Origin of the sequence: Geobacillus sp. G4 (assembly GCF_040327975.1) — a bacterium.
Taxonomy (GTDB): Bacteria; Bacillota; Bacilli; order Bacillales; family Anoxybacillaceae; genus Geobacillus; species Geobacillus thermoleovorans.
The window spans coordinates 37,546-58,171 of the sequence record NZ_JBEPJY010000005.1 but is presented as its reverse complement, the minus strand read 5'-3'; the positions used below and the strand labels follow the sequence as shown (position 1 = coordinate 58,171).

The following is a 20,626-nucleotide window of genomic DNA, read 5'->3' as shown; positions in this document are numbered from 1 at the left end:
CTTTTTCCATGCTTCATACATTGGAGTATGGAAAGGAGAGTGACTGCGGCGATGGTCGAAGTGAAGCCGATCATCATTGACGGACATCCGTTTATTGCTGTGTCCGTCCAGCTGCCGAAAACGAATTTGTTGGCGGTGGCGGGTGAAAAAGGGTACATTATGTGCGGAGCGCTCGATGTGGCGCTGTTGAATGAGAAATTGCGTGATCGCGGCATTATCGCCGGGCGGGCGGTCGGGGTGCGTACGATTGAACAGCTGCTCGAGGCGCCGCTCGAATCGGTGACAGTCGCCGCTTTGGAGCTCGGCATTGAAGAGGGAATGAAAGGAAGAGAGGCGCTGTTGAAAATGCGGTGAAAAAATCCCTCCTTGCAAGCATACATATAGCTTGTAAAGGAGGGATTTTCATTTTGTTGCGCCCCCGATTCGTGCGGAAGGGGCCGCTCCCGTTCCGCTATGTGTTTTTATTGACGTTCGTTTTTTTTATGTTCTCGACGGCGGTAAGCCTTTGGATTGTCAATAAAGGCATTAAGCCGGTGCTCATGGAGATTGCGGAAACGGAAACGAAGCGGATTGCCAACTTGGTGATCAATAACGCCATTGAGCAGCAGTTTCAAAAAGACAACCCTGAATTTCGGCAGCTGGTCACGGTTCAAAAGGACGAAAGCGGCAAAATTGTGTCGGTCGATTTTGACACCGCGGTGATCAATCGCATCTTATCGGAGACGGATGATCATGTGATGGAAAGCTTAAAGGCGGCGACAGAAGGACGGCTTGAACGGATGGTCCTTCCCGAAGTCGAGTCCGGAACTGGAAACAGCCGCGGCATCATTTATTACATTCCGCTTGGAAAAATCACGGATAATGCCCTCTTGGCCAACCTCGGCCCGCGCATTCCGGTGCAGTTTCAGATCGTTGGCAATGTCGACTCGGAAGTGACGAAAGAAATTCGAGCGTATGATATTAACAGTTTTTTTATTGAAATTGATATTCATGTATCGGTCGACATCCAAGTCGTCATTCCTTTTGCATCGAAAATTTCCAATGTGACAACAGATATTCCAGTTGTGATGCGCTTTATTCCGGGAGAAGTGCCGCAATTTTACAACAAAAACGGCGGTCAAGTCGGCCCGTCCATCCAGCTTCCGAAGCGGTAGTGGGAAAGGCTGTCAATGCGCGCCTCTAAAAGGCCGGCGACTGTCATCTTCCTAAATCGATCGTTCTCGTTCGACTGTCGAAGGCAAGCCAAGGCGTGACGGAGGATCGAACAACCGCCTGCTTCACAGACCCATATATGGGTCTTTAAGCGGCGTTGTTCGGTCGCCCGACAGTCGATCAAATACTCGGGTAAAAGCTGCAAATGGCAAAGCTTCAAATTGCATCTATATAGTTCCGTTCGGTTGACGGATGCCCGCGTCAGCCATTGGGAATGGTTTTGACAGAAACATGGAAATGTTATGCAAAAAAAGTGTTCTTCCCGGCGAAGGGGCTTTGGCTGTTTCTCTGGCGTTTGTCAAGAGGAAACAGCTTTTTTGTTTTTCAAATAGAAAAGAACTAGACGAGCTGCTTTAAATTTTGTAATATTATATTAAATTGAAAATAGTTTTATTATTTACATAGCGGTTTGAGAGGGGGAATGAACGGCCGGCATCGGAAGGCATGCATCAGTTTGCGGCGCCATCCGGCGCGGCGGACGAGCGCACAAGGCAGACGGACTCTGCCGATATAGTATGCAGAGAAAGGCGTGCGCTCTAGTGAAAGAACATTTTGAACAATGGGGGGAAAACAAGTGAAGAAAAAAAGAGCAGCAGGCGTCTTTTTCTCATTGATGCTGACGGCGGGTCTTTTGGCCGGTTGCGGCGGCAACCAGCAAGGAGGCAGTTCTTCAGGCGGAAACAGCGGCGGAGGCGGGGGCGGCGATGTGATTAAAATCGGCGCCAACCTTGAGCTGTCCGGCGGGGTCGCGTCATACGGCCAGTCGATTGCGGAAGGGCTCGACTTGGCGCTTGAGGAAATCAACAAAGAAGGAATCAACGGCAAAAAGCTGGAGTTGGTGAAAGTCGACAACAAATCGGAAGCGGCCGAAGCGACGAACGGCGCGATCAAGTTGATCAGCCAGGATAAAGTCGTCGCCATCATCGGCTCGGCGACGAGCACGAACACGCTCGCTCAAGTGCAAGTCGCCAACGACAATAAAGTGCCGCTCATTACGCCGACAGGCACGAACCCGACGATCACGAACAAAGACGGCAAAGTGAACGAGTTCGTCTTCCGGACGTGCTTTATCGACCCGTTCCAAGGGACGGTGGCGGCCAAATTCGCCTTGAACGAACTGAAAGTGAAAAACGCGGCGGTGTTGATCGACAGCTCGAGCGACTATTCGAAAGGGCTGGCCGCTTCGTTTAAAGACGCGTTCACGCAAGGCGGCGGCAAAATTGTCGCTGAAGAGGCGTATGTCGCGAAAGACACCGATTTCCGTGCGACGCTGACGCGCATAAAATCAAAGAATCCAGAGTTCATTTTCCTGCCGGGCTATTATGAAGAAGTCGGCCTCATCGTCAAGCAGGCGCGCGAGCTTGGCTTGAACGTGCCGATCATGGGCGGCGACGGCTGGGATTCGCCGAAGCTGGTCGAGATCGCGGGCAAAGACGCGTTGAACAACACGTACATCACGAACCATTATTCGTCGGGCGACCCGGATCCGAAAATTCAAGAGTTTGTGAAAGCCTTTAAAGCGAAATACAACAAAGCGCCGGATGCGTTCAACGCGCTTGGCTATGATACAGCCTACTTCCTGGCCGACGCCATCAAGCGGGCCGGCAGCGCCGATCCGGTGAAAATTAAAGACGCGCTGGCGCAAACGAAAGATTTGCAGCTCGTCTCCGGCACGCTGACGCTCAATGAAAACCATGACCCGGTCAAATCGGCGGCCATTTTGGAATACAAAGACGGGCAGCAGCAATTCAAAACGAAAGTGAATCCGTAATGAAAGGCTGGATGGATGCATGGACGGGGGAGGCCCCTAAGGGGCGCCCTCCTGTCCGGCATTTCTTTTGGTCAACGACGAGTTTTCGTTAAGGAGCGTGCGATCATGGAACTCATTCAACAGCTGGTCAACGGCATTTCGCTAGGCAGCATTTATGCGCTCATCGCTCTTGGCTATACGATGGTGTACGGCATTGTTCGGCTCATTAACTTCGCCCATGGCGACGTCTTTATGGTCGGTTCATTCGTCGGTTTTTATGCCGTAACGATGCTTGGTGTCGGCTTTTTCCCGGCGCTTTTGCTGGCGATGGCCTCTTGCGCCGTGCTTGGGATGATCATCGAGCGGATTGCCTACAAGCCGCTGCGCAATGCGGCGCGCATCGCAGTGCTCATTACGGCGATCGGCGTATCGCTCTTGATTGAGTACGTCACGATTTATTTGCGCGGGGCCCAGCCGGAAGCGTATCCGAGCACGCTGCTGCCGGATCGGAACTTGAAGCTGTTTGGGGTTGTCATCAGCAGCCAGTCGCTGTTCATCCTCGGCACGTCCCTCGTTTTGATGATCCTTCTTCAGTTCATCGTTCACCGGACAAAAATCGGGAAAGCGATGCGCGCTGTTTCCCATGATGCGGAAGCGGCCCGGTTGATGGGAATCAACGTCGACAACACGATTTCGGCCACGTTCGCCATCGGTTCGGCGCTCGCGGGGGCGGCAGGCGTTATTTTCGGCATTTATTATACAAAAATCGAGCCATTGATGGGCATTCTTCCCGGATTGAAAGCGTTTGTCGCCGCCGTGTTGGGCGGAATCGGCATCATTCCGGGAGCGATGGTCGGGGGGCTTTTGCTTGGCGTCATCGAATCGCTCGTCAGCGGGCTCGGCTACTCGCTTTGGCGCGACGGAGTGGCGTTTGTCATTTTAATTCTCATTCTCATTTTCCGGCCGGCCGGATTGTTTGGCAAGAACGTACGAGAAAAAGTGTAAAGGATGGTAGGGGACAATGGCAACTTGGAAGCGGACTCGTGGATTTTGGGTTTCCGTCATACTGGCCTTCGCCTTTTTCGCTGTTGTCGAGTGGCTGATTGCAAGCGGGACGCTCAATGTGTTTTACGTCAACACGCTCTTTTTCATGGCGATCAACGTCATGCTGGCGGCGAGCCTTCACTTGATCATCGGCATCACCGGACAGTTTTCGATTGGACATGCCGGCTTTTTCGCCGTCGGCGCTTACGCTTCAGCCGTCATGACGATGAAGCTGCAGCTGCCGTTTGCGGTCGGCGTCTTGACCGCTGGGATCGCGGCGATGCTCGCCGGCCTCGTCATCGGCGTGCCGAGCCTGCGTTTAAAAGGCGATTACTTGGCGATCGCCACGCTTGGGTTTGGCGAAATTGTCCGCATCGCGCTCTTGAACATCGATTACGTCGGCGGGGCGAGCGGCATGACGGTGACGCATATGACGACATGGCCGTGGGTGTTCGCCTGCCTGTTTGTCACGATTTTGGTGATCGCCAACTTCACGAACTCGACGCACGGACGGGCGTGCATTTCGATTCGCGAGGATGAAATCGCCGCTGATGCCATGGGGATCAATACGACGTATTACAAAGTGGCGGCGTTTGCGATCGGTTCGTTTTTCGCCGGCATCGCCGGGGCGCTGTACGCCCATCACTTTTACATCATTCAGCCGTCGAACTTCGGCTTTTTAAAATCGTTTGACATTTTGATTTTCGTCGTGCTCGGCGGGCTCGGCAGCCTATCCGGCGCGGTGGTGGCGGCGGTGCTGCTGACGATCGTTTCGACGTTCTTGCAAAACTATCCGGAAACGCGGATGATCATTTACAGCATCGTCTTGATTTTGGTGATGCTGTACCGTCCAACCGGGCTGATGGGGACGAAAGAACTATCTTCGCTCTTCAAATGGCGGAAGGCAGCGCAGGGAGGAATGAATCATGGCGGCAAAAACACCGTTGCTTAAGGCAGAAAATGTCGGCATCCAGTTTGGCGGGCTGAAGGCGCTCTCCGGTGTGACGATGGAGCTGTATCAAGGGGAGCTTGTCGGGCTCATCGGCCCGAACGGCGCGGGGAAAACGACGCTGTTTAACTTATTGACGGGCGTGTATGTGCCGACTGACGGGCGGATTATGCTTGACGGCGAGACGTTGAACGGCCTGCCGCCGTATAAAATTACGCGCAAAGGGATCAGCCGGACGTTTCAAAACATTCGCCTGTTCGGCGAGCTGTCGGTGCTCGACAACGTGAAAGTCGCCTACCATGCGCACGCCCGCCATTCGATCGCGAGCTCCATTCTCCGCCTCCCGTCCCATTTCCGCGGTGAAAAGGAAATGGAAGAAAAGGCGATCGAGTTTTTGAACATTTTTCAGCTTGATGGCGTCATGCACGAGAAGGCGAAAAACTTGCCGTACGGCCAGCAGCGCCGGCTTGAGATCGCTCGGGCGCTGGCGGCGCAGCCGAAGGTGCTTTTGCTTGACGAGCCGGCCGCCGGCATGAACCCGCAAGAAACGAAAGAATTGATGAAGTTGATTGCGTTCATTCGCGAACGGTTTGCGTTGACGATTTTGTTGATTGAGCATGACATGTCGCTTGTGATGGGCATATGCGAGCGCATTTACGTGTTGGATCACGGCCAGCTGATCGCCGAAGGCACGCCGGAACAAGTGCGCAGCAACCCGAAAGTGATCGAGGCTTACCTTGGCGAGGAGGTGTCGTGACCATGTTGAAAGTGGATGGAATCGATGTGTTTTACGGCAACATTCATGCCTTAAAAGGCGTATCGCTTGAGGTGAACAAAGGCGAGATCGTCACGCTGATCGGGGCGAACGGCGCGGGGAAAACGACGCTTCTGAAAACCATTTCCGGGCTGCTTAGGCCGAAAAACGGCGACATCGTGTATGAGGGAGCCTCGATCGCCGGCAAGGCGGCGCAGACGATCGTCAAGCAAGGCATTTCCCACGTGCCGGAAGGGAGGCGCGTTTTCGCCAATATGACGGTCGAGGAAAACTTGGAGCTCGGCGCGTTTTTGCGCAAAGACAAAGAAGGCATTCAACAAGACTTTGCCAAAGTCTTTCAGCTGTTCCCGCGCCTTGAGGAGCGGCGCAAGCAGCTGGCCGGCACGCTTTCGGGCGGCGAGCAGCAAATGCTCGCCATCGGCCGCGCGCTCATGGCGCGCCCGAAGCTGCTCTTGCTTGACGAACCGTCAATGGGGCTCGCGCCGCTTTTGGTCAAGACGATTTTCCGCATCATTCAGGAAATCAACGAGTCGGGGACGACGATTTTGCTTGTCGAACAAAACGCCCATATGGCGCTCTCCATCGCCCATCGCGCCTATGTCCTTGAATCGGGGCGCGTCGTCTTGTCGGGAACGGCGAGCGAGCTGCAGGCGAGCGAGCAGGTGAAGCAGGCGTATTTGGGTGGGCATTGAGAAGCGATAGGCGGAAGAACGTCAGCGGAAAGCCGTTTCGGACGGTTGTGCCGCCGTGGAAAAAAGGCTGATTCCAACTTGGAGATCAGCCTTTTTCCGTCATTGCCGTTTCGGCCGGCGAACGCCGGCTGGGATGGACGGACGGGAAACATCGGCGTCCGGGACGTCTCTGCTCTTGAAAAAACATGCCGCTTATTTGGGCGGCTGGCGTTGGCGGAGAGAACCCCGTCGCGCCAGCCCCCGCGCGGCTAGCGGCGCCGTTGTTGCCGCTCGGCCCGCTCCCATGCTTTTAAGTGCGGGTACGGGTCAAACGCCCATTCGGTATAGCCGTTGTCTTTGTACATGCCGTAGTGAAGATGGGGCGGAAATTTCCCCGCCGTGCCGGGCGGACCGTAGCCAGAGCTGCCGACCGAACCGATGATCGTCCCCGGCTCGACGATTTGCCCCTCGCGAAGATCGGCGGCGAAGCCGTTCAAATGGGCAAAGTAATGGTACGTGTTGTTGATGTCGCGGATGCCGATGCGCCAGCCGCCGTATTTGTTCCACCCTTTCAGCTCGACGATGCCATAGCACGTCGAGCGCACCGGAACGCCGTAGCCGGCGAAAATGTCGGTTCCTTCATGAATGCGCCGCCCGCCCCAGCCGCGCGCATCCCCCCATGTATCGCGGTAGCTGTAATTGGCTCCTAGCGGAAGCGGAAACACGTGGTTGTCCAATTTCAACGTCTGATACTTTTTATAAATTCTCGCCTTTCCTAAAATCAAGTCGACGGTTTTGGCGCGTTGGTAATAGTTCCAAAGCGCGATTTTGATATGGCGGTGATCGATGCCGTACGTCTGCAAATAGCGGGCCATGGCCATGATCACATCGTCATCGTCATCCGCCCGCGCATAGCCGTCGCCGTCTCCGTCCACGCCAAGGCCGCCAAACTGGGAGATGGTGAACGGGTCTGTATCATGCGGGTTTTTGTTCAGCGGCCCGGCCCATATTTCCGGCTTCATATAAATGCCGAGAACGCCGGCTGGCTTGGGCAGGTCGCGGCGCACTTGCCGGACGTTTCGCTCATACTGGTCAATGGCCGCAAAGTAATGCCACGGGATCAAGGAAACGGCTTCGGCCTTTTTGTACAGCTCCATTCGCTTTTCATACATCGCTTCTTCCTGTTCCGCCGCCGAAGCCGCGCCGGCGGCGATCCACAGCATCGCTGCCGCCGATATGGCGGCAAGCCATCGATGCACGCGTATTCCCCCTTTCCGCCCGTTTCATATGTTTAGTTTGGGGAGAAACGGGAATTTCATAAATGTTAAAAGGAGGAAAATCGTCTGATGGACGATTTTTTTGTGTTTTCCTGAGCTTTTCATTATAATGAGAAATGAACAATCATCGACAAGTGGAGTGAGAACGATGGCGACGAAAGAAGAACACGTCCGCAAGCCGGACTGGTTGAAAATCAAGTTGAACACGAACGAGAATTATATCGGTTTAAAGAAGCTGATGCGGGAAAACCGTTTACATACCGTTTGCGAGGAAGCGAAGTGCCCAAACATTCACGAATGCTGGGCCGTACGGCGGACGGCGACGTTTATGATTTTAGGCAGCGTCTGCACGCGCGCCTGCCGCTTCTGCGCCGTCAAAACCGGGCTGCCGACCGAGCTCGATTGGCAGGAGCCGGAACGCGTCGCGGAATCGGTGCGCATCATGAACTTGAAACACGTCGTCGTCACCGCCGTCGCCCGCGATGACCTAAAAGACGGCGGGGCGGCGGTATTCGCCGAAACGGTGCGCGCCATCCGCCGGAAAAACCCGTTTACGACGATCGAGGTGCTGCCGTCGGATATGGGCGGGGTGTATGAAAACTTGAAAATTTTGATGGATGCCCGCCCTGACATTTTAAACCATAACATCGAAACGGTGCGCCGCTTGACTCCAAGGGTGCGCGCCCGCGCGACGTACGAACGTTCGCTTGAGTTTTTGCGGCGCGCGAAAGAATTGCAGCCGGACATTCCGACGAAATCGAGCATCATGGTCGGCCTTGGGGAAACGAAAGAGGAAATCATTGAAGCGATGGATGACTTGCGCGCCAACCATGTCGACATTTTGACGATCGGCCAGTATTTGCAACCGACGAAAAAGCATTTGAAGGTCGTGAAATATTACCATCCGGACGAGTTTCAAGAGCTGAAAGAAATCGCGTTGAGCAAAGGGTTCAGCCATTGTGAAGCGGGGCCGCTCGTCCGCTCGTCGTACCATGCCGATGAGCAGGTGAGCGAGGCGGCGAAAGCGCGGCAGTTGAAAGCGTAACATCCAACGAACGGCACGAAAGCAAGCAAGCGTTGTTTCAGCGGCTGAAAGCATCATCCCGGCCGGATGAACGCGAAGAAACGGTCATGCCTTTCATAAAGAAGGCAGACCGTTTCTTTTCCCTAGCGCCCCGCTTTCGTCGCCCGCGGCGTGCCGTCGCGGAAATCGCGGTCTAATTCATCGTTTGTTTCGTTGATCATTTCGCCGTTTTCATTTTCCCCGTCGCTCAGTTTTTTCCCTTGCGGATATTTCAACATCCGCTGAATCGTCGCATCGAGAATTTGGTCGATGTTGCGCGTGTTCGAATCAAGGCGCCCGAAGCGCTCAATGTCCTTCATCAGCTGCGGATTGTCGGCGACATACACATGGTAGTAGCGGGGAACGACGGAAAGCGCTGTTTTTTTCACTTGATCGGCCGTTTGCTGCCGGTTGTTCGTGTCCGCGTCATACACGACGAGCACTTCCTCATCCGTGACGAGCGTGGCGACGTCTTTGACGCCCGGCAGCTGGGTGCACAATTTGCTGATTAAATCAGCCGCTTTCTCGCGGTTGAAGGACGGCATGTCGTTATAGCCGTTTGCATCGCCGAGGATCGGGCTTTTTTGATGGCGGACGTAGCCGAAGTTGTTCATCGGCGTGTCATCGCCGTTGGGCACCCCGTTTTCATTGTACAGCTCGTTGCGGTCGGTGACATTGATCGTGTTGCCGCTCCGCTTGTAAATATCGGTGTTTTCGTCCTGAGCCGTCTGCGCGCAGCCGGCTAGGGCGACGGCCGCTCCGAACGCAACGGCCAACCATGGTCGTCTCATCGTCAGCACCCCCTTCGCTTTTAGGGTGGCACACGGATGATGGTTTGATGACAGTAATTGATTGGGGGCGATGCATCGTTTATGATGGAAGTGGAAAGGCGAGGTGAGAACAGTGATTTGCATTAACAATCATTGTTACGAACTGGTGGAAAATGTGAAAAACGCCTTTAATGAAGAAGCCTTTCGCGCCCGATATGCGGACATTTTGGCGAAGTACGACTACATTGTCGGGGACTGGGGGTACAACCAGCTCCGGTTGCGCGGGTTTTTTGACGACCATAACCAAAAAGCGACGTACGATACGAAAATCAGCACGTTGTCCGAATATTTGTATGAATATTGCAACTTCGGCTGCGCGTATTTTGTGCTGCGCAAGGTGAAACGATAACCGCGCCAGTGGACCGCGGCGCGGGAGAAGAGGCGGGAGCAAGAAACCGCTGTGCGGCGAAGGGCTCGCAAGGCGGGAAGACGACTCGCGGACAGACAAAAGACGGCGCGACATTCCTCATCGCTGCCGCATGGCGAGACGGCAAACGCGGCAGCCGCCATAGGCTGGGCGGCTGCTCCGTTTCTTTCGCTGTCCTGCTGAATGTCAAGGCTGCTCTTCCGTTTCATTGTACGGAAACTGTTCGCTCTGATGCGGATCGTCGTGCGGCGGGTGGGCGGCTGGGTCGCGCCTTGGAATGTTTTGGTGGAACGATTTAAACTCGTAGTTGAAGGCGCTGTAATGCCGCTGGCCTTCCTTCCAAGGCGTGCTTTTGTTTTCGACCGGCGCGTCGTCGCGGCGCGGCGAGCCGTACGGCCCTTCTGGGAACTCTTCAGCGGTCAAGAAATTGCGCTGTTTCTCGACGACGGAAAAATCGGCGTATGTTTCCCGTTCCGCCATTCGTCTCACCTTCCTTGCTGCTTGGGTGTTTCATAAGATGCCCGAAACCGAGGAAGGTTATGAGAGATGCTCCTCCAAAAAGGCGCGCAAATCATTGGCATCTTGTTCATGAAGCTGGTAAGCGTGCTCGATATAGCCCGGCTCCTCCAAATCGTCGCGCCCGAGAATGGCAAAGCGGTTGCTTTGCAAATCAAGCACGAGCCACTTCCCGTAAAAACGATCCGTTTCGATGAGCGCCAAATCAAACCGCTGCCGCTCGCCGACAAAGCTGACAAAGCGGACGGCCGTTTCAACGGTGTCGTCGTATAAATAAAACCGTTCACCCATCATTTGAGCCCCTCCTGTTTTTTCGTCTATGTCCATCATAGCAGACAGGCGGCGAAAACGGGAGACAGCAAATCGCACAAAGGAACGAGGAGGGATGACGGATGTATTTTGTCGATCGCAAAAAACTGGAAGAAACGCTCAGCTACATGGAACAAATGCTGGACCGTTACAAGGCCGAGGAGCGATGGGACGAGCCGCTTCGGCAATTGGCGCTCGAACGGATCGCTCATATCGTCATCGAGGCGGTGTTGGACGTCGGCAACGCCATGATCGACGGGTTTATTATGCGCGACCCGGGCAGCTATAACGACATCATCGATATTTTGGCTGACGAACAGGTGATCTCGCCGGCGGATGCTGACCGATTGAAAGCGTTCATTGCCCATCGGAAAATGCTTGTGCACGAATATGCGCGCGTCGATCACGCGAAATTGCTCGCCGATCTGAACGAACATTTGCCGGCGCTGGAGGCGTATCCGAAGGCGGTGCGCGCTTACCTTGAAAACGAGCTCGGCCCGGTGTCGGCGTTTCGCAATTGATGGCGGGAAAGGAGAGCAAATGCATTGAAACGATACAACGGCTACCTCATCGATTTGGACGGGACGATGTACCGCGGCACCGAATGCATCGCTGAGGCGCGTACGTTTGTCAACGAGCTGCACCGCCGTGGCATTCCGTATTTGTTTGTCACGAACAATTCGTCGCGCACACCGGCGCAAGTGGCGGAAAAATTGCGTTCGTTCGGCGTGCCGGCCGAGGAGAAGCATGTGTTTACGACAAGCCAGGCGACGGCGAATTACATTTTTGAAAAAAAACCGGATGCTTCCGTGTATGTGATCGGTGAAGAAGGGCTCCAAACCGCCTTGGCGGACAAAGGATTCCGTTTGGCCGGCGAAGATGCGGATGTCGTCGTCATTGGGATTGACCGGCAAATTACATACGAAAAGTTCGCTGTCGCTTGTCTCGCTGTCCGAAATGGAGCGATGTTCATCTCAACCAACGGCGACATCGCCTTGCCGACGGAGCGGGGGCTTTTGCCGGGCAATGGGGCTCTGACGTCGGTCGTCGCTGTATCGACGCAGGTGAAGCCGACATTTATCGGCAAGCCGGAAAAAATCATTATGGAGCAGGCGCTCAAAGTGCTTGGCGTCCCGAAGGAGGACGTGCTGATGATCGGCGACTATTATGAAACCGACATTTTAGCCGGCATGAACGCTGGCATTGATACGCTTTTAGTCCATACGGGCGTTACGACAAAAGAAATGCTCGCCCGCTATGAACGGCAGCCGACGTATACGGCTGATTCACTTTTGGAATGGCTTGACCGCTTGTAAACAACGCCGCTTTGCCAAAAAAGGCAAGGCGGCGTTTCATGTTGCTCGGCGCGGATGGAGGGCGCGCATGGGCGGAGCCGGCGTTACTCCGCATTGGCGGCCCGATGCGCCAGGCGGCTTGACGCCGCTGCGGCGATGGCGCCGACAATGTCGTCCAAAAACGTGTTGCATTTGCCGGTCGATTTATCATTTAAATATTGCAAAATGCCCGGTTTTTGCTTATCGATATATCCGTAGTTCGTAAACCCGATCGATCCGTACACATTGACGATTGACAGCGCCAAAATTTCGTCGACGCCATACAGCCCTTCATCGCGGCGGATGATCGACTGCAGCGGTTCATCGAGCCGGCCGTCTTCGGCGAGTTTATCCAATTGGATGCCGGTTAGAATCGCATTTTGCACTTCGCGTTTCGAAATGACGCGGTTGACGTTTTCGATGCACTCCTCCATCGTTAAATCGGGATGATATTTTGATTGCAAGTAATACACGAGCTCTGCAATTTTTTCCACGGTCACCCCCCGTTCCTCAAGCCAGCGCCGAGCTGTTTGTTCCAGATTGTTCATAATGAATTCGCTCATGAACTTCACCTGTTTCTTTTAGAAAGTCGTTTTCTATATATATGTATCATGTCATAAATCAGTCCGTCATATAAAGAAAAATGCTCATCGGCTTTTTTGGCGCCCGCTGTCATATATAAAAAGTAGCCCTCTTTTTCCGCGGCCATGCGCTGGCTGATCAGCATAGGCGCGTGAATGGGGCCGTTTCATGCTGGAGCGGAGGCGGAATCGGCTCATCGATGGGGCGGCGATGAGATGAAGGGGCGGAACGAGCGGAATGACTGGTTTCGGCAAAAAGGAAAAAGGAGGAGCGGCGATGGAAGCTTGGGTGCGTGAACAGTATGGCATGCGCGTCGAGAGGTTGGAGCGAAGCGGACGGCATGCGGCCTTTTGGTATCGGCAGGAGCGTTTTTTGCTCGTTCCCGCTGATGGGCAAAGCGAAGCGGAAATGGAAGAGCGCCAGCAAATGAGCCGCTATTTGCGGGCAAAAGGAGTGGACGGCGTCGGAGAACTGGTCAAAACGACGTCCGGAACGTATATCGCCTCCTATAATGGACAGCCGTTGGCGCTCGTTCGCGCTCCGCTTCCGGCGGCTCGCTTTCGTTCGCTCGGAAGGGAATTGGCGGTGATGCATGAATGCGGAAGAACATGTCCATGGCCGATCGTCGCATGCCGGCGCATCGGCCAATGGCGCGAATTGTGGGCGAAGCGGATCGATCAAATGGAGGCGTTTTGGTCGAGCAAGCTCGCTGCTGGACCGTCGTCGCCGTTTGATCGGCTGTTTATCGAATCGTTCCCGTATTATTTAGGCTTGGCGGAAAACGCGGTGCAGTATGTGGCGGATACCGAGATTGACGAAGAACCAGGGCGCATCGATTACGCGGCATTTTGCCATGAGCGTCTCCCCGAGGCGAAGTGGGCTGGGGGGATCGAAGCGAAGCTGCCGACCGACTGGGTGTATGACCATTGCGCCCGCGATTTGGCGGAATGGGTGCGCCATTTGTACGAAAAGAGCGGACTTGGCTGTCAGCGGGCGGTGCGGCAGTTTTTTCAAGAGTATGAACATGCGTCGCCGCTGTCGCCGTTTGCTTGGAGACTCGTTTACGCCAGGCTGTTGTTTCCGCTTTCCTATTTTGAATGTGTCGAGGCATATTATATCGCAGTGGATGAGAGTGAACAGACAAGGCGGGAGGGGGAGTTGCGGCGCTTGCTGGAGCGATCGCATGAATATGAACGGTTTTTGGCTTCGTTTGCCAAGATCGCCGGCATCTCAAACCGCATCCGTCTGCCGGCGGTCGAGTGGCTGCCGCCGGCGTAACGCAGGGAAGACAGCTTTCCCGCTTTTTTTGGCCCAAACGAAAAAACGACCGCTTCCCTGCCGTTAAACCTTAGGGGCAACTTCCCGTTTTTTTTCGGCCAAAGTTGTGATAAGATTTAGAAAAAAACGATGCGGGAGGCTGCACCATGACGAAGCCGTATGTATTCATTGCGCGAAAATTGCCCGAGGACGTGGTCGCGCCGCTTTTGACCATCGCTGAAGTAGAAATGTGGCCCCATGAAGATATGGCCGTGCCGCACGATGTGCTCGTGGAAAAGGCGAAAAGAGCGACGGCCATCTTGCCGATGGTGTCTGATCCGATCGATGAAACTGTGCTGTCTGCCGGTTCGGCGCTGAAAGTGGTCGCCAATATGGGCGTCGGCTACGATAACATTGATGTAGCGGCGGCGACCCATCGCGGCATTCTCGTTTGCAATACACCCGATGTATTGACCGATACGACGGCCGATTTGACGTTTGCGCTTTTATTGGCCACCGCCCGCCGCCTTGTCGAAGCGGCTATGTTTTTGAAAGAAGGGAAATGGAAAAGCTGGAGTCCGTTTTTGCTTGCGGGCGCCGATGTCCATCATAAAACGATCGGCATCGTCGGCATGGGGAACATCGGCCAGGCAGTGGCGAAACGGGCGAAGGGGTTTGACATGAACATTCTGTATTACAACCGCTCCCGCCGTCCGGAGGCGGAAGAGAAGCTTGGCGCCGTCTATCGTCCGTTCGCCGACTTGCTTTCAGAGAGCGATTTTGTCGTCTGCTTGACGCCGCTCACCTCCGAGACGCGCCATTTGTTCAACCGCGAGGCGTTCCGGCAAATGAAGAAGTCCGCGATTTTCATTAACGCGGCGCGCGGAGCGGTCGTCGATGAACAGGCGTTGTATGAGGCGCTGGTCGGCGGGGAGATCGCCGCGGCGGGATTGGATGTATTTGAACACGAGCCGGTCGCGGCCGATCATCCGCTCGTTTCGCTTCCGAACGTCGTCGCCTTGCCGCATATCGGCAGCGCCACGTACGAAACGCGGCGCGCTATGATGACATTGGCGCGCGACAACATCATCGCCGTACTCGAAGGCCGGCCGCCGCTGACGCCTGTGAACCGGATCTCGTAAAAATTTTCATTGCCAAATGGCCGATCGTCTTTTATAATGTCTACTATAAAAATACAAATGTCTACTGTACGTAAACAGAAGGGGCGGGAATCATGGAAAAACCAATTTTGGTCGGATTGTTAGGATTAGGAACGGTCGGGAGCGGCGTGGTCAAAATTATTGAAAACCATCAGGAAAAGTTGATGCATCAAGTCGGCTGCCCGGTGAAGGTGAAAAAAATCCTTGTCCGGGATGTACAGAAACCGCGCGATGTCGCCGTTGACCCGTCGCTCCTTACGACGAGTGCGGCTGAGGTGATTGATGATCCAGACATTGATGTCATTATCGAAGTGATGGGCGGCATTGAGGAGACAAAAGAGCTGCTATTGCGGGCGCTGCGGCAACGAAAGCATGTCGTGACCGCCAATAAAGACTTAATGGCCGTCTACGGGTCGGAGCTGCTTCGGGTGGCGGCGGAATACCGCTGCGATTTGTTTTATGAAGCGAGCGTCGCCGGCGGCATTCCGATTTTGCGCAGCTTAGTCGACGGGCTGGCGTCCGACCGAATTACGAAGCTCATGGGCATTGTGAACGGAACGACGAACTACATTTTGACGAAAATGTCGCAAAACGGCGCTTCATACGAGGCTGTACTTGCCGAAGCGCAGGCGCTCGGGTTCGCGGAAGCCGATCCGACATCGGACGTCGAAGGGCTCGATGCGGCGCGAAAAATGGCCATTTTGGCCCGCCTTGGCTTTTCGATGGACATCGATTTGGACGATGTGCAAGTGAAAGGCATCACTCAAGTGACGGAGGAAGACTTGAACTACGGGAAGCGGCTCGGCTACACGATGAAATTGATCGGCATCGCCCAGCGCGACGGGCAGAAGGTCGAGGTGAGCGTCCAGCCGACGTTTTTGCCGGATTCGCATCCGCTGGCGTCCGTGCACAACGAATACAATGCGGTGTACGTATACGGCGAAGCGGTCGGAGAGACGATGTTTTACGGACCGGGGGCGGGCAGCTTGCCGACGGCGACGGCGGTTGTCTCCGACTTGGTCGCAGTGATGAAAAATATGCGCCTTGGCGTCAACGGCCGCTATGCCGTCGCGCCGCAATATGAAAAGCAGTTGAAGACGCCGGCGGAAATTTTCTCGAAATACTTTTTGCGCATTCATGTCAAAGACCAGGTCGGCGCGTTTGCCAAAATTACGACGCTGTTTTCCGAGCGCGGGGTGAGCTTTGAGAAAATTTTGCAATTGCCGCTGAAAGAGGATGGCCTAGCGGAAATCGTCATCGTTACGCATGACGCCTCACAGCAAGACTACGAAGACATTTTGCAGCAGCTCGGCGATTTGGAAATCGTCGAACGGGTGCAAAGCTCGTATCGAGTGGAAGGAGAGAAACGGTAATGGCATGGAAAGGGCTGCTTGACGCCTACGGCGATTTTTTGCCGCTCTCTGCGGCGACGCCGAGGCTGTCGCTTTGCGAAGGGAATACGCCGCTCATCCCGCTGCCGCGCTTGTCGGAGGAGCTCGGCATTGCGCTCTATGTCAAGGTCGAAGGGGCGAACCCGACCGGTTCGTTTAAAGACCGCGGCATGGTGATGGCGGTGGCCAAGGCGAAAGAGGAAGGAAGCCATACGATCATCTGCGCCTCAACCGGCAATACATCGGCTTCAGCGGCCGCCTACGCGGCGCGCGCCGGCATGCGCTGCCTCGTCGTCGTTCCGAACGGCAAGATCGCCCTCGGCAAGTTGGCGCAAGCCGCCATGTACGGCGCGGAAATTTTTGCGATTGACGGCAACTTTGACGAGGCGCTGAAGATGGTGCGCCGGTTGAGCGAAACGGCGCCGATTACGCTCGTCAACTCGGTCAATCCGTACCGGATCGAAGGGCAAAAAACGGCGGCGTTTGAAGTGTGCGACCAGCTTGGGCGCGCCCCGGACGTGCTCGCCATTCCAGTCGGCAACGCCGGCAACATCACCGCCTATTGGAAAGGGTTTAAGGAGTACCATGAAGCGAAAGGAACGGGCTTGCCGCAAATGCGCGGCTTTGAAGCGGAAGGAGCGGCGGCGATCGTCCGCAACCGGGTGATTGAACAGCCGGAGACGGTGGCGACCGCGATCCGCATCGGCAATCCGGCGAGCTGGGACAAAGCGGTCGAGGCGGCGAGCGAGTCGCGCGGGAAAATTGATGAGGTGAGCGACGCAGAAATTTTGGCCGCCTACAAGCGGCTCGCCCGGACGGAAGGCATTTTTGCCGAACCGGCGTCATGCGCGGCGATCGCCGGGGTGATCAAGCAGCGCGAACGGAACGAAATCGAACGCGGCAGCCTCGTCGTCGCGGTTCTCACTGGCAACGGATTGAAAGACCCGGCCATCGCCTTGGAGACCGCGGCGATCGAACCGATCGTGCTGCCGAACGATGAACAAGTTGTCTTGGAGCATTTGCAAGGGGTTGTCCGGGCATGAAAGAAGACGAGATGTTGAAGATCGTCGTGCCGGGAAGCACGGCGAACCTAGGGCCCGGGTTTGACTCGATCGGGCTAGCGGTCAATCGCTATTTGACGCTTGACGTCCGCTTGGCGGATGCGTGGTCGTTTGCGCCGAAAACGGCGGAAGTGAGCGGCATTCCGCGCGGGACGGACAATTTGGTGTATCAAGTGGCGGCGGAGACGGCGGACGTTTACGGCCGCCGGCTGCCGAGCTGTGCAGTCGATGTGTACAGCGACATTCCGTTTACGCGCGGGCTCGGGAGCAGCGCGGCGGCGGTCGTCGCCGGCATTGAGCTCGCCGACGCGCTGCTTGGGCTTCAGTTGCCGCGCGAGCAAAAGATGGAATTGGCGACCCGATACGAAGGACATCCGGACAATGTCGGCGCCTCGTTGTACGGGGGGCTTGTCATCGGCTGCTGCCGCGAGGCGGGCGTGGATGTCGTCCATATTCCACAATTGGATGTGGAGCTTGTCGCTATTATTCCGGAGTATGAACTAGAAACGAAAAAAGCGCGCGGGCAGCTGCCGGAACAATGGCCGAGAGAGCGGGCGGTCGAGGCGAGCGCCGTCAGCAACGTTCTCGTCGCCGCGTTGCTCACGAAAAACTGGGAGCTTGCCGGCCGGATGATGGCCGCCGATCTGTTCCATCAGCCGTATCGGAGACAGCTCGTTCCGGAACTCGAGCGGGCGGAGGCGCTCGCTCTTGAATACGGAGCGATCGGTGCGGCGCTGAGCGGAGCGGGGCCGACGGTGCTCGTCTTTGCCGAACCGGGCCAAGGAGAGCGGCTCGCGCGCCGGCTGCGCCCGCATTTTCCGACGTGCGAAATCGCGCGTCTTTCCGTCGAGCCGCGCGGCAGCCGCGTCTACAAGCTGGCGCTTGAAGCTTGAACCTTCTTGGGCGCCGGCGCGAACAGAAGTCCGTTCAGCGGCCTGGCCGTTTCGCCGCCGCGCTTGGGAGCGGGCGAAAGATATGACGGTTTTCCTTGCACAATTGGAAGGAAACGAAAACGGAGAAGCGCCCGATCAGGCGGGTGGTGGCTGCCCATCACCAGCCTTCCCGTCGGCTCGCCGCCCCGCTGGCGATAAAAAAATCCGAACAGCGGCCGCTGTTCGGATTTTTCATATTAAAACACTTGTTCCACTTCGACGACGCCCGGCACTTCTTCAAACAAGGCGCGCTCAATTCCGGCTTTGAGCGTAATCGTCGAGCTCGGGCAGCTGCCGCACGCGCCGAGGAGGCGAAGTTTCACGACGCCGTCTTCGACATCGACGAGTTCGCAGTCGCCGCCGTCGCGAAGCAGGAACGGACGCAGTTTATCTAAAACTTCTTGCACTTGTTCTTTGATTTCTTGATCCGTCATTTCCATCGACTCCTTTCCTTAGTTTTTATTATAATCATAGTGACAAAAAAAATCTAATGATAAATTTTGCTTTTGCAAAGGGTGACAACGATGACATTCAAGCCGGTTGAAATTTGTGTGTACGGGGCCGACGTCATTTGCCCGGCATGCGTGCAGCTGCCGTCGTCGAAAGAAACGTACGAGTGGCTCGAGGCCGCGCTGCGCCGCAAGTATCCGGATCAGCCGTTTGTGATGACGTACGTCGACATTTTTGCGCCGCCGGCCGATGACGAGGAGAAGCGGGAGCTCGCGCAGACGATCGTCGAAGAAGATTGGGTGTATCCGGTCGTGGTGATCGAAGGAAACGTCGTCGCCGAAGGCAACCTGCGGCTCAAAGCGATTTGTGCAGAAATGGAAAAATTCGGGTATCAACCGTCGACGCCGGAAGGGAAAAAGGCGGAATGAACTCCGCCTTTTTCGCCGAATAAGGGCCAGTTGTGCTGTCAGTACCCATGGTGATGCTTGTACATCCACAAAATGCCTGATTTCAACAAACGCGGCACCCGGCCGGTGAGCGGGCGGTCGGCGAGCAAGCCGAAGCCGTGCTTTTTGCCGAGCGAGCCGAGAATGCCTTTTAATTTGATCGGCGGGAATTCGCTCGGTGGTTCTTCGCCGTTCCACCGCTTTTGCAGCACTTGGACGATTTGCTCGGCTTGCGCTTCAGCGAGCTGGGCGCTCGGGGAATGCGGCAGGCTCGCACAGTCGCCGACGACGTAGGCGTTTTCATAGCCGGGGATGTGATGGCGCTTCGTCAGCACCACGCGGCCTTGCTTGTCCTTTTCGACATTCAGTTCGCGGACGACGCGGTTGGGCTGAATGCCGGCCGTCCAGACGATGACGTCGCACTTGACCGGCTCGTCGTGGTTGTACAAGACGCCAGGTTCGACTTTCGTGACGTTGGAGTTGCGGACGATTTCCACCTTGTGTTCAACGAACCATCCTTCCACATAATCGCTCAACCGTTTCGGAAACATCGGCAAAATGCGCTCACCGCGGTCAAACAGCTTGATGTGCAAGTCCGGACGGCTCTCCGCCAGTTCGCTGGCCAGCTCGACGCCGCTCAATCCCGCGCCGACGATGCCGACCGTCGCTTTCGGCGGCAAATTGTTCAGCGCTTCATAGGCGGCGCGCGCCTTATCGATCGACTGGATGCTGTACGTATGCGCCTCGGCGCCCGGCACCCCGTGGTATTTGTCTTCGCAGCCCAATCCGATCACGACATCATCGTAGCGGACGCTGCTCCCATCCTTTAAATGGACGAGCTGCTGGTCGAGATCAATCGAGACGACTTCGCCGAATTGGTACACAAGCTGCGGATGTTCCGGAAACGGGACGCGGATGTGATGGTCGCTGACCGTTCCCGCGGCCAAGGCGTAATATTCCGTTTTTAAACAATGGTACGGAACGCGGTCGATGAGGATAATATGAATGTCGTTTGGCAATTCGTCCGGGAGGAGGCGCTGCAAAATGCGCATATTGCCGTATCCTCCGCCAAGCAATACAAGTTGTCTCATCGTGAAAAATCCCCTTTTGTCGAGTTTCTAAAGCCGACAATGCCATAGAAAAGTATAACGAAATTGTGACAAAAGAACAATCATTTTTCCGCTTCCTCGATCGAACGAGCATGTTCATTGACGCCGCGCCGGAAAACCGCTACGATGGGAAGCAGGAAG

At 55.5% G+C, this 20,626-nt stretch carries 25 protein-coding genes; 18 read left to right on the top strand and 7 right to left on the bottom strand.

Annotated elements, in window-relative coordinates; all coding sequences use genetic code 11:
• Positions 1 to 51: 51 nt before the first annotated feature.
• From ABS784_RS07800 to ABS784_RS07765, 8 genes are all read left to right on the top strand, one after another.
• A complete protein-coding gene (locus ABS784_RS07800; protein ID WP_011232452.1) occupies positions 52 to 354 on the top strand; it encodes a YunC family protein in 303 nt (100 codons plus the stop codon).
• A 53-nt stretch (positions 355 to 407) separates the two neighbouring features.
• Positions 408 to 1,154, top strand: a complete 747-nt coding sequence (gene yunB / locus ABS784_RS07795; RefSeq protein ID WP_011232451.1) for a sporulation protein YunB — start codon at positions 408 to 410, stop codon at positions 1,152 to 1,154.
• A 632-nt stretch (positions 1,155 to 1,786) separates the two neighbouring features.
• Positions 1,787 to 2,983, top strand: coding sequence for an ABC transporter substrate-binding protein (locus tag ABS784_RS07790; RefSeq protein WP_025039318.1), 1,197 nt, complete (start codon positions 1,787 to 1,789; stop codon positions 2,981 to 2,983).
• Between the two features lie 105 nt (positions 2,984 to 3,088).
• Positions 3,089 to 3,967 carry a branched-chain amino acid ABC transporter permease gene (locus tag ABS784_RS07785; RefSeq protein ID WP_011232449.1) on the top strand — a complete coding sequence of 293 codons (879 nt, stop codon included), beginning with the start codon at positions 3,089 to 3,091 and terminating at the stop codon, positions 3,965 to 3,967.
• Between the two features lie 16 nt (positions 3,968 to 3,983).
• The gene (locus ABS784_RS07780; protein ID WP_011232448.1) at positions 3,984 to 4,958 is read left to right on the top strand and encodes a branched-chain amino acid ABC transporter permease; all 975 of its coding nucleotides are present in this window, start codon (positions 3,984 to 3,986) and stop codon (positions 4,956 to 4,958) included.
• A complete protein-coding gene (locus ABS784_RS07775) occupies positions 4,933 to 5,712 on the top strand; it encodes an ABC transporter ATP-binding protein (RefSeq protein ID WP_011232447.1) in 780 nt (259 codons plus the stop codon). The genes ABS784_RS07780 and ABS784_RS07775 overlap by 26 nt, the downstream gene beginning before the upstream one ends.
• A gap of 2 nt (positions 5,713 to 5,714) precedes the next feature.
• A complete protein-coding gene (locus ABS784_RS07770; protein WP_011232446.1) occupies positions 5,715 to 6,422 on the top strand; it encodes an ABC transporter ATP-binding protein in 708 nt (235 codons plus the stop codon).
• A gap of 78 nt (positions 6,423 to 6,500) precedes the next feature.
• Positions 6,501 to 6,674 (top strand): hypothetical protein, encoded by a 174-nt coding sequence (locus ABS784_RS07765; RefSeq protein WP_227456685.1) that lies wholly within the window; start codon positions 6,501 to 6,503, stop codon positions 6,672 to 6,674.
• Here ABS784_RS07765 and ABS784_RS07760 read toward each other — a convergent pair.
• The gene (locus tag ABS784_RS07760) at positions 6,671 to 7,660 is read right to left on the bottom strand and encodes a M23 family metallopeptidase (RefSeq protein ID WP_352512021.1); all 990 of its coding nucleotides are present in this window, start codon (positions 7,658 to 7,660) and stop codon (positions 6,671 to 6,673) included. The two genes, ABS784_RS07765 and ABS784_RS07760, sit on opposite strands and share 4 nt — an antisense overlap.
• Before the next feature lie 166 nt (positions 7,661 to 7,826).
• Between ABS784_RS07760 and lipA the strand changes: the two genes are divergently transcribed.
• Positions 7,827 to 8,723 (top strand): lipoyl synthase, encoded by an 897-nt coding sequence (gene lipA / locus ABS784_RS07755; protein WP_013144325.1) that lies wholly within the window; start codon positions 7,827 to 7,829, stop codon positions 8,721 to 8,723.
• A gap of 122 nt (positions 8,724 to 8,845) precedes the next feature.
• Here the strand turns inward: lipA and ABS784_RS07750 are convergent, their stop codons facing one another.
• Complete coding sequence (locus tag ABS784_RS07750) at positions 8,846 to 9,532, bottom strand: YhcN/YlaJ family sporulation lipoprotein (RefSeq protein WP_011232443.1); 687 nt, start codon at positions 9,530 to 9,532, stop codon at positions 8,846 to 8,848.
• Between the two features lie 112 nt (positions 9,533 to 9,644).
• Here ABS784_RS07750 and ABS784_RS07745 point away from each other — a divergent pair, with 112 nt between their 5' ends.
• On the top strand, positions 9,645 to 9,920 hold the full coding sequence (locus ABS784_RS07745) for a YutD family protein (protein WP_013144326.1): 276 nt from the start codon (positions 9,645 to 9,647) through the stop codon (positions 9,918 to 9,920).
• A 204-nt stretch (positions 9,921 to 10,124) separates the two neighbouring features.
• On the opposite strand, the gene ABS784_RS07740 is transcribed toward ABS784_RS07745, so the two are convergent.
• Positions 10,125 to 10,418, bottom strand: a complete 294-nt coding sequence (locus tag ABS784_RS07740) for a hypothetical protein (RefSeq protein WP_011232441.1) — start codon at positions 10,416 to 10,418, stop codon at positions 10,125 to 10,127.
• A 57-nt stretch (positions 10,419 to 10,475) separates the two neighbouring features.
• A complete protein-coding gene (locus tag ABS784_RS07735; protein WP_352512017.1) occupies positions 10,476 to 10,748 on the bottom strand; it encodes a DUF3055 domain-containing protein in 273 nt (90 codons plus the stop codon).
• Positions 10,749 to 10,846: 98 nt separating this feature from the next.
• On the opposite strand from ABS784_RS07735, the gene hepT reads away from it, so the two are divergent.
• Both hepT and ABS784_RS07725 read left to right on the top strand, forming a co-directional pair.
• Positions 10,847 to 11,284, top strand: a complete 438-nt coding sequence (gene hepT / locus ABS784_RS07730; RefSeq protein ID WP_011232439.1) for a type VII toxin-antitoxin system HepT family RNase toxin — start codon at positions 10,847 to 10,849, stop codon at positions 11,282 to 11,284.
• A gap of 24 nt (positions 11,285 to 11,308) precedes the next feature.
• Positions 11,309 to 12,079, top strand: coding sequence for a TIGR01457 family HAD-type hydrolase (locus ABS784_RS07725; protein WP_352512015.1), 771 nt, complete (start codon positions 11,309 to 11,311; stop codon positions 12,077 to 12,079).
• Positions 12,080 to 12,162: 83 nt separating this feature from the next.
• Here the strand turns inward: ABS784_RS07725 and ABS784_RS07720 are convergent, their stop codons facing one another.
• On the bottom strand, positions 12,163 to 12,660 hold the full coding sequence (locus ABS784_RS07720; RefSeq protein WP_011232437.1) for a phosphatidylglycerophosphatase A family protein: 498 nt from the start codon (positions 12,658 to 12,660) through the stop codon (positions 12,163 to 12,165).
• Positions 12,661 to 12,955: 295 nt separating this feature from the next.
• On the opposite strand from ABS784_RS07720, the gene yutH reads away from it, so the two are divergent.
• From yutH to thrB, 5 genes are all read left to right on the top strand, one after another.
• The gene (gene yutH, locus ABS784_RS07715; protein ID WP_352512013.1) at positions 12,956 to 13,957 is read left to right on the top strand and encodes a spore coat putative kinase YutH; all 1,002 of its coding nucleotides are present in this window, start codon (positions 12,956 to 12,958) and stop codon (positions 13,955 to 13,957) included.
• 146 nt (positions 13,958 to 14,103) lie between these two features.
• A complete protein-coding gene (locus ABS784_RS07710; protein WP_352512011.1) occupies positions 14,104 to 15,078 on the top strand; it encodes a 2-hydroxyacid dehydrogenase in 975 nt (324 codons plus the stop codon).
• Positions 15,079 to 15,170: 92 nt separating this feature from the next.
• A complete protein-coding gene (locus ABS784_RS07705) occupies positions 15,171 to 16,469 on the top strand; it encodes a homoserine dehydrogenase (protein WP_352512009.1) in 1,299 nt (432 codons plus the stop codon).
• On the top strand, positions 16,469 to 17,530 hold the full coding sequence (gene thrC, locus ABS784_RS07700) for a threonine synthase (RefSeq protein ID WP_011232433.1): 1,062 nt from the start codon (positions 16,469 to 16,471) through the stop codon (positions 17,528 to 17,530). Before ABS784_RS07705 ends, thrC begins: the two co-directional genes overlap by 1 nt.
• Entirely contained in the window at positions 17,527 to 18,441 is a 915-nt protein-coding gene (thrB, locus tag ABS784_RS07695) for a homoserine kinase (protein ID WP_014196662.1), read from the top strand. Before thrC ends, thrB begins: the two co-directional genes overlap by 4 nt.
• 236 nt (positions 18,442 to 18,677) lie before the next feature.
• Here thrB and ABS784_RS07690 read toward each other — a convergent pair whose 3' ends face one another.
• Positions 18,678 to 18,920, bottom strand: a complete 243-nt coding sequence (locus tag ABS784_RS07690) for a NifU family protein (protein WP_011232431.1) — start codon at positions 18,918 to 18,920, stop codon at positions 18,678 to 18,680.
• Positions 18,921 to 19,004: 84 nt separating this feature from the next.
• Between ABS784_RS07690 and ABS784_RS07685 the strand changes: the two genes are divergently transcribed.
• Positions 19,005 to 19,358 (top strand): YuzD family protein, encoded by a 354-nt coding sequence (locus tag ABS784_RS07685; protein ID WP_352512006.1) that lies wholly within the window; start codon positions 19,005 to 19,007, stop codon positions 19,356 to 19,358.
• Positions 19,359 to 19,396: 38 nt separating this feature from the next.
• Here ABS784_RS07685 and ABS784_RS07680 read toward each other — a convergent pair whose 3' ends face one another.
• Entirely contained in the window at positions 19,397 to 20,467 is a 1,071-nt protein-coding gene (locus ABS784_RS07680; protein WP_011232429.1) for an NAD(P)/FAD-dependent oxidoreductase, read from the bottom strand.
• Between the last annotated feature and the right edge of the window lie 159 nt (positions 20,468 to 20,626).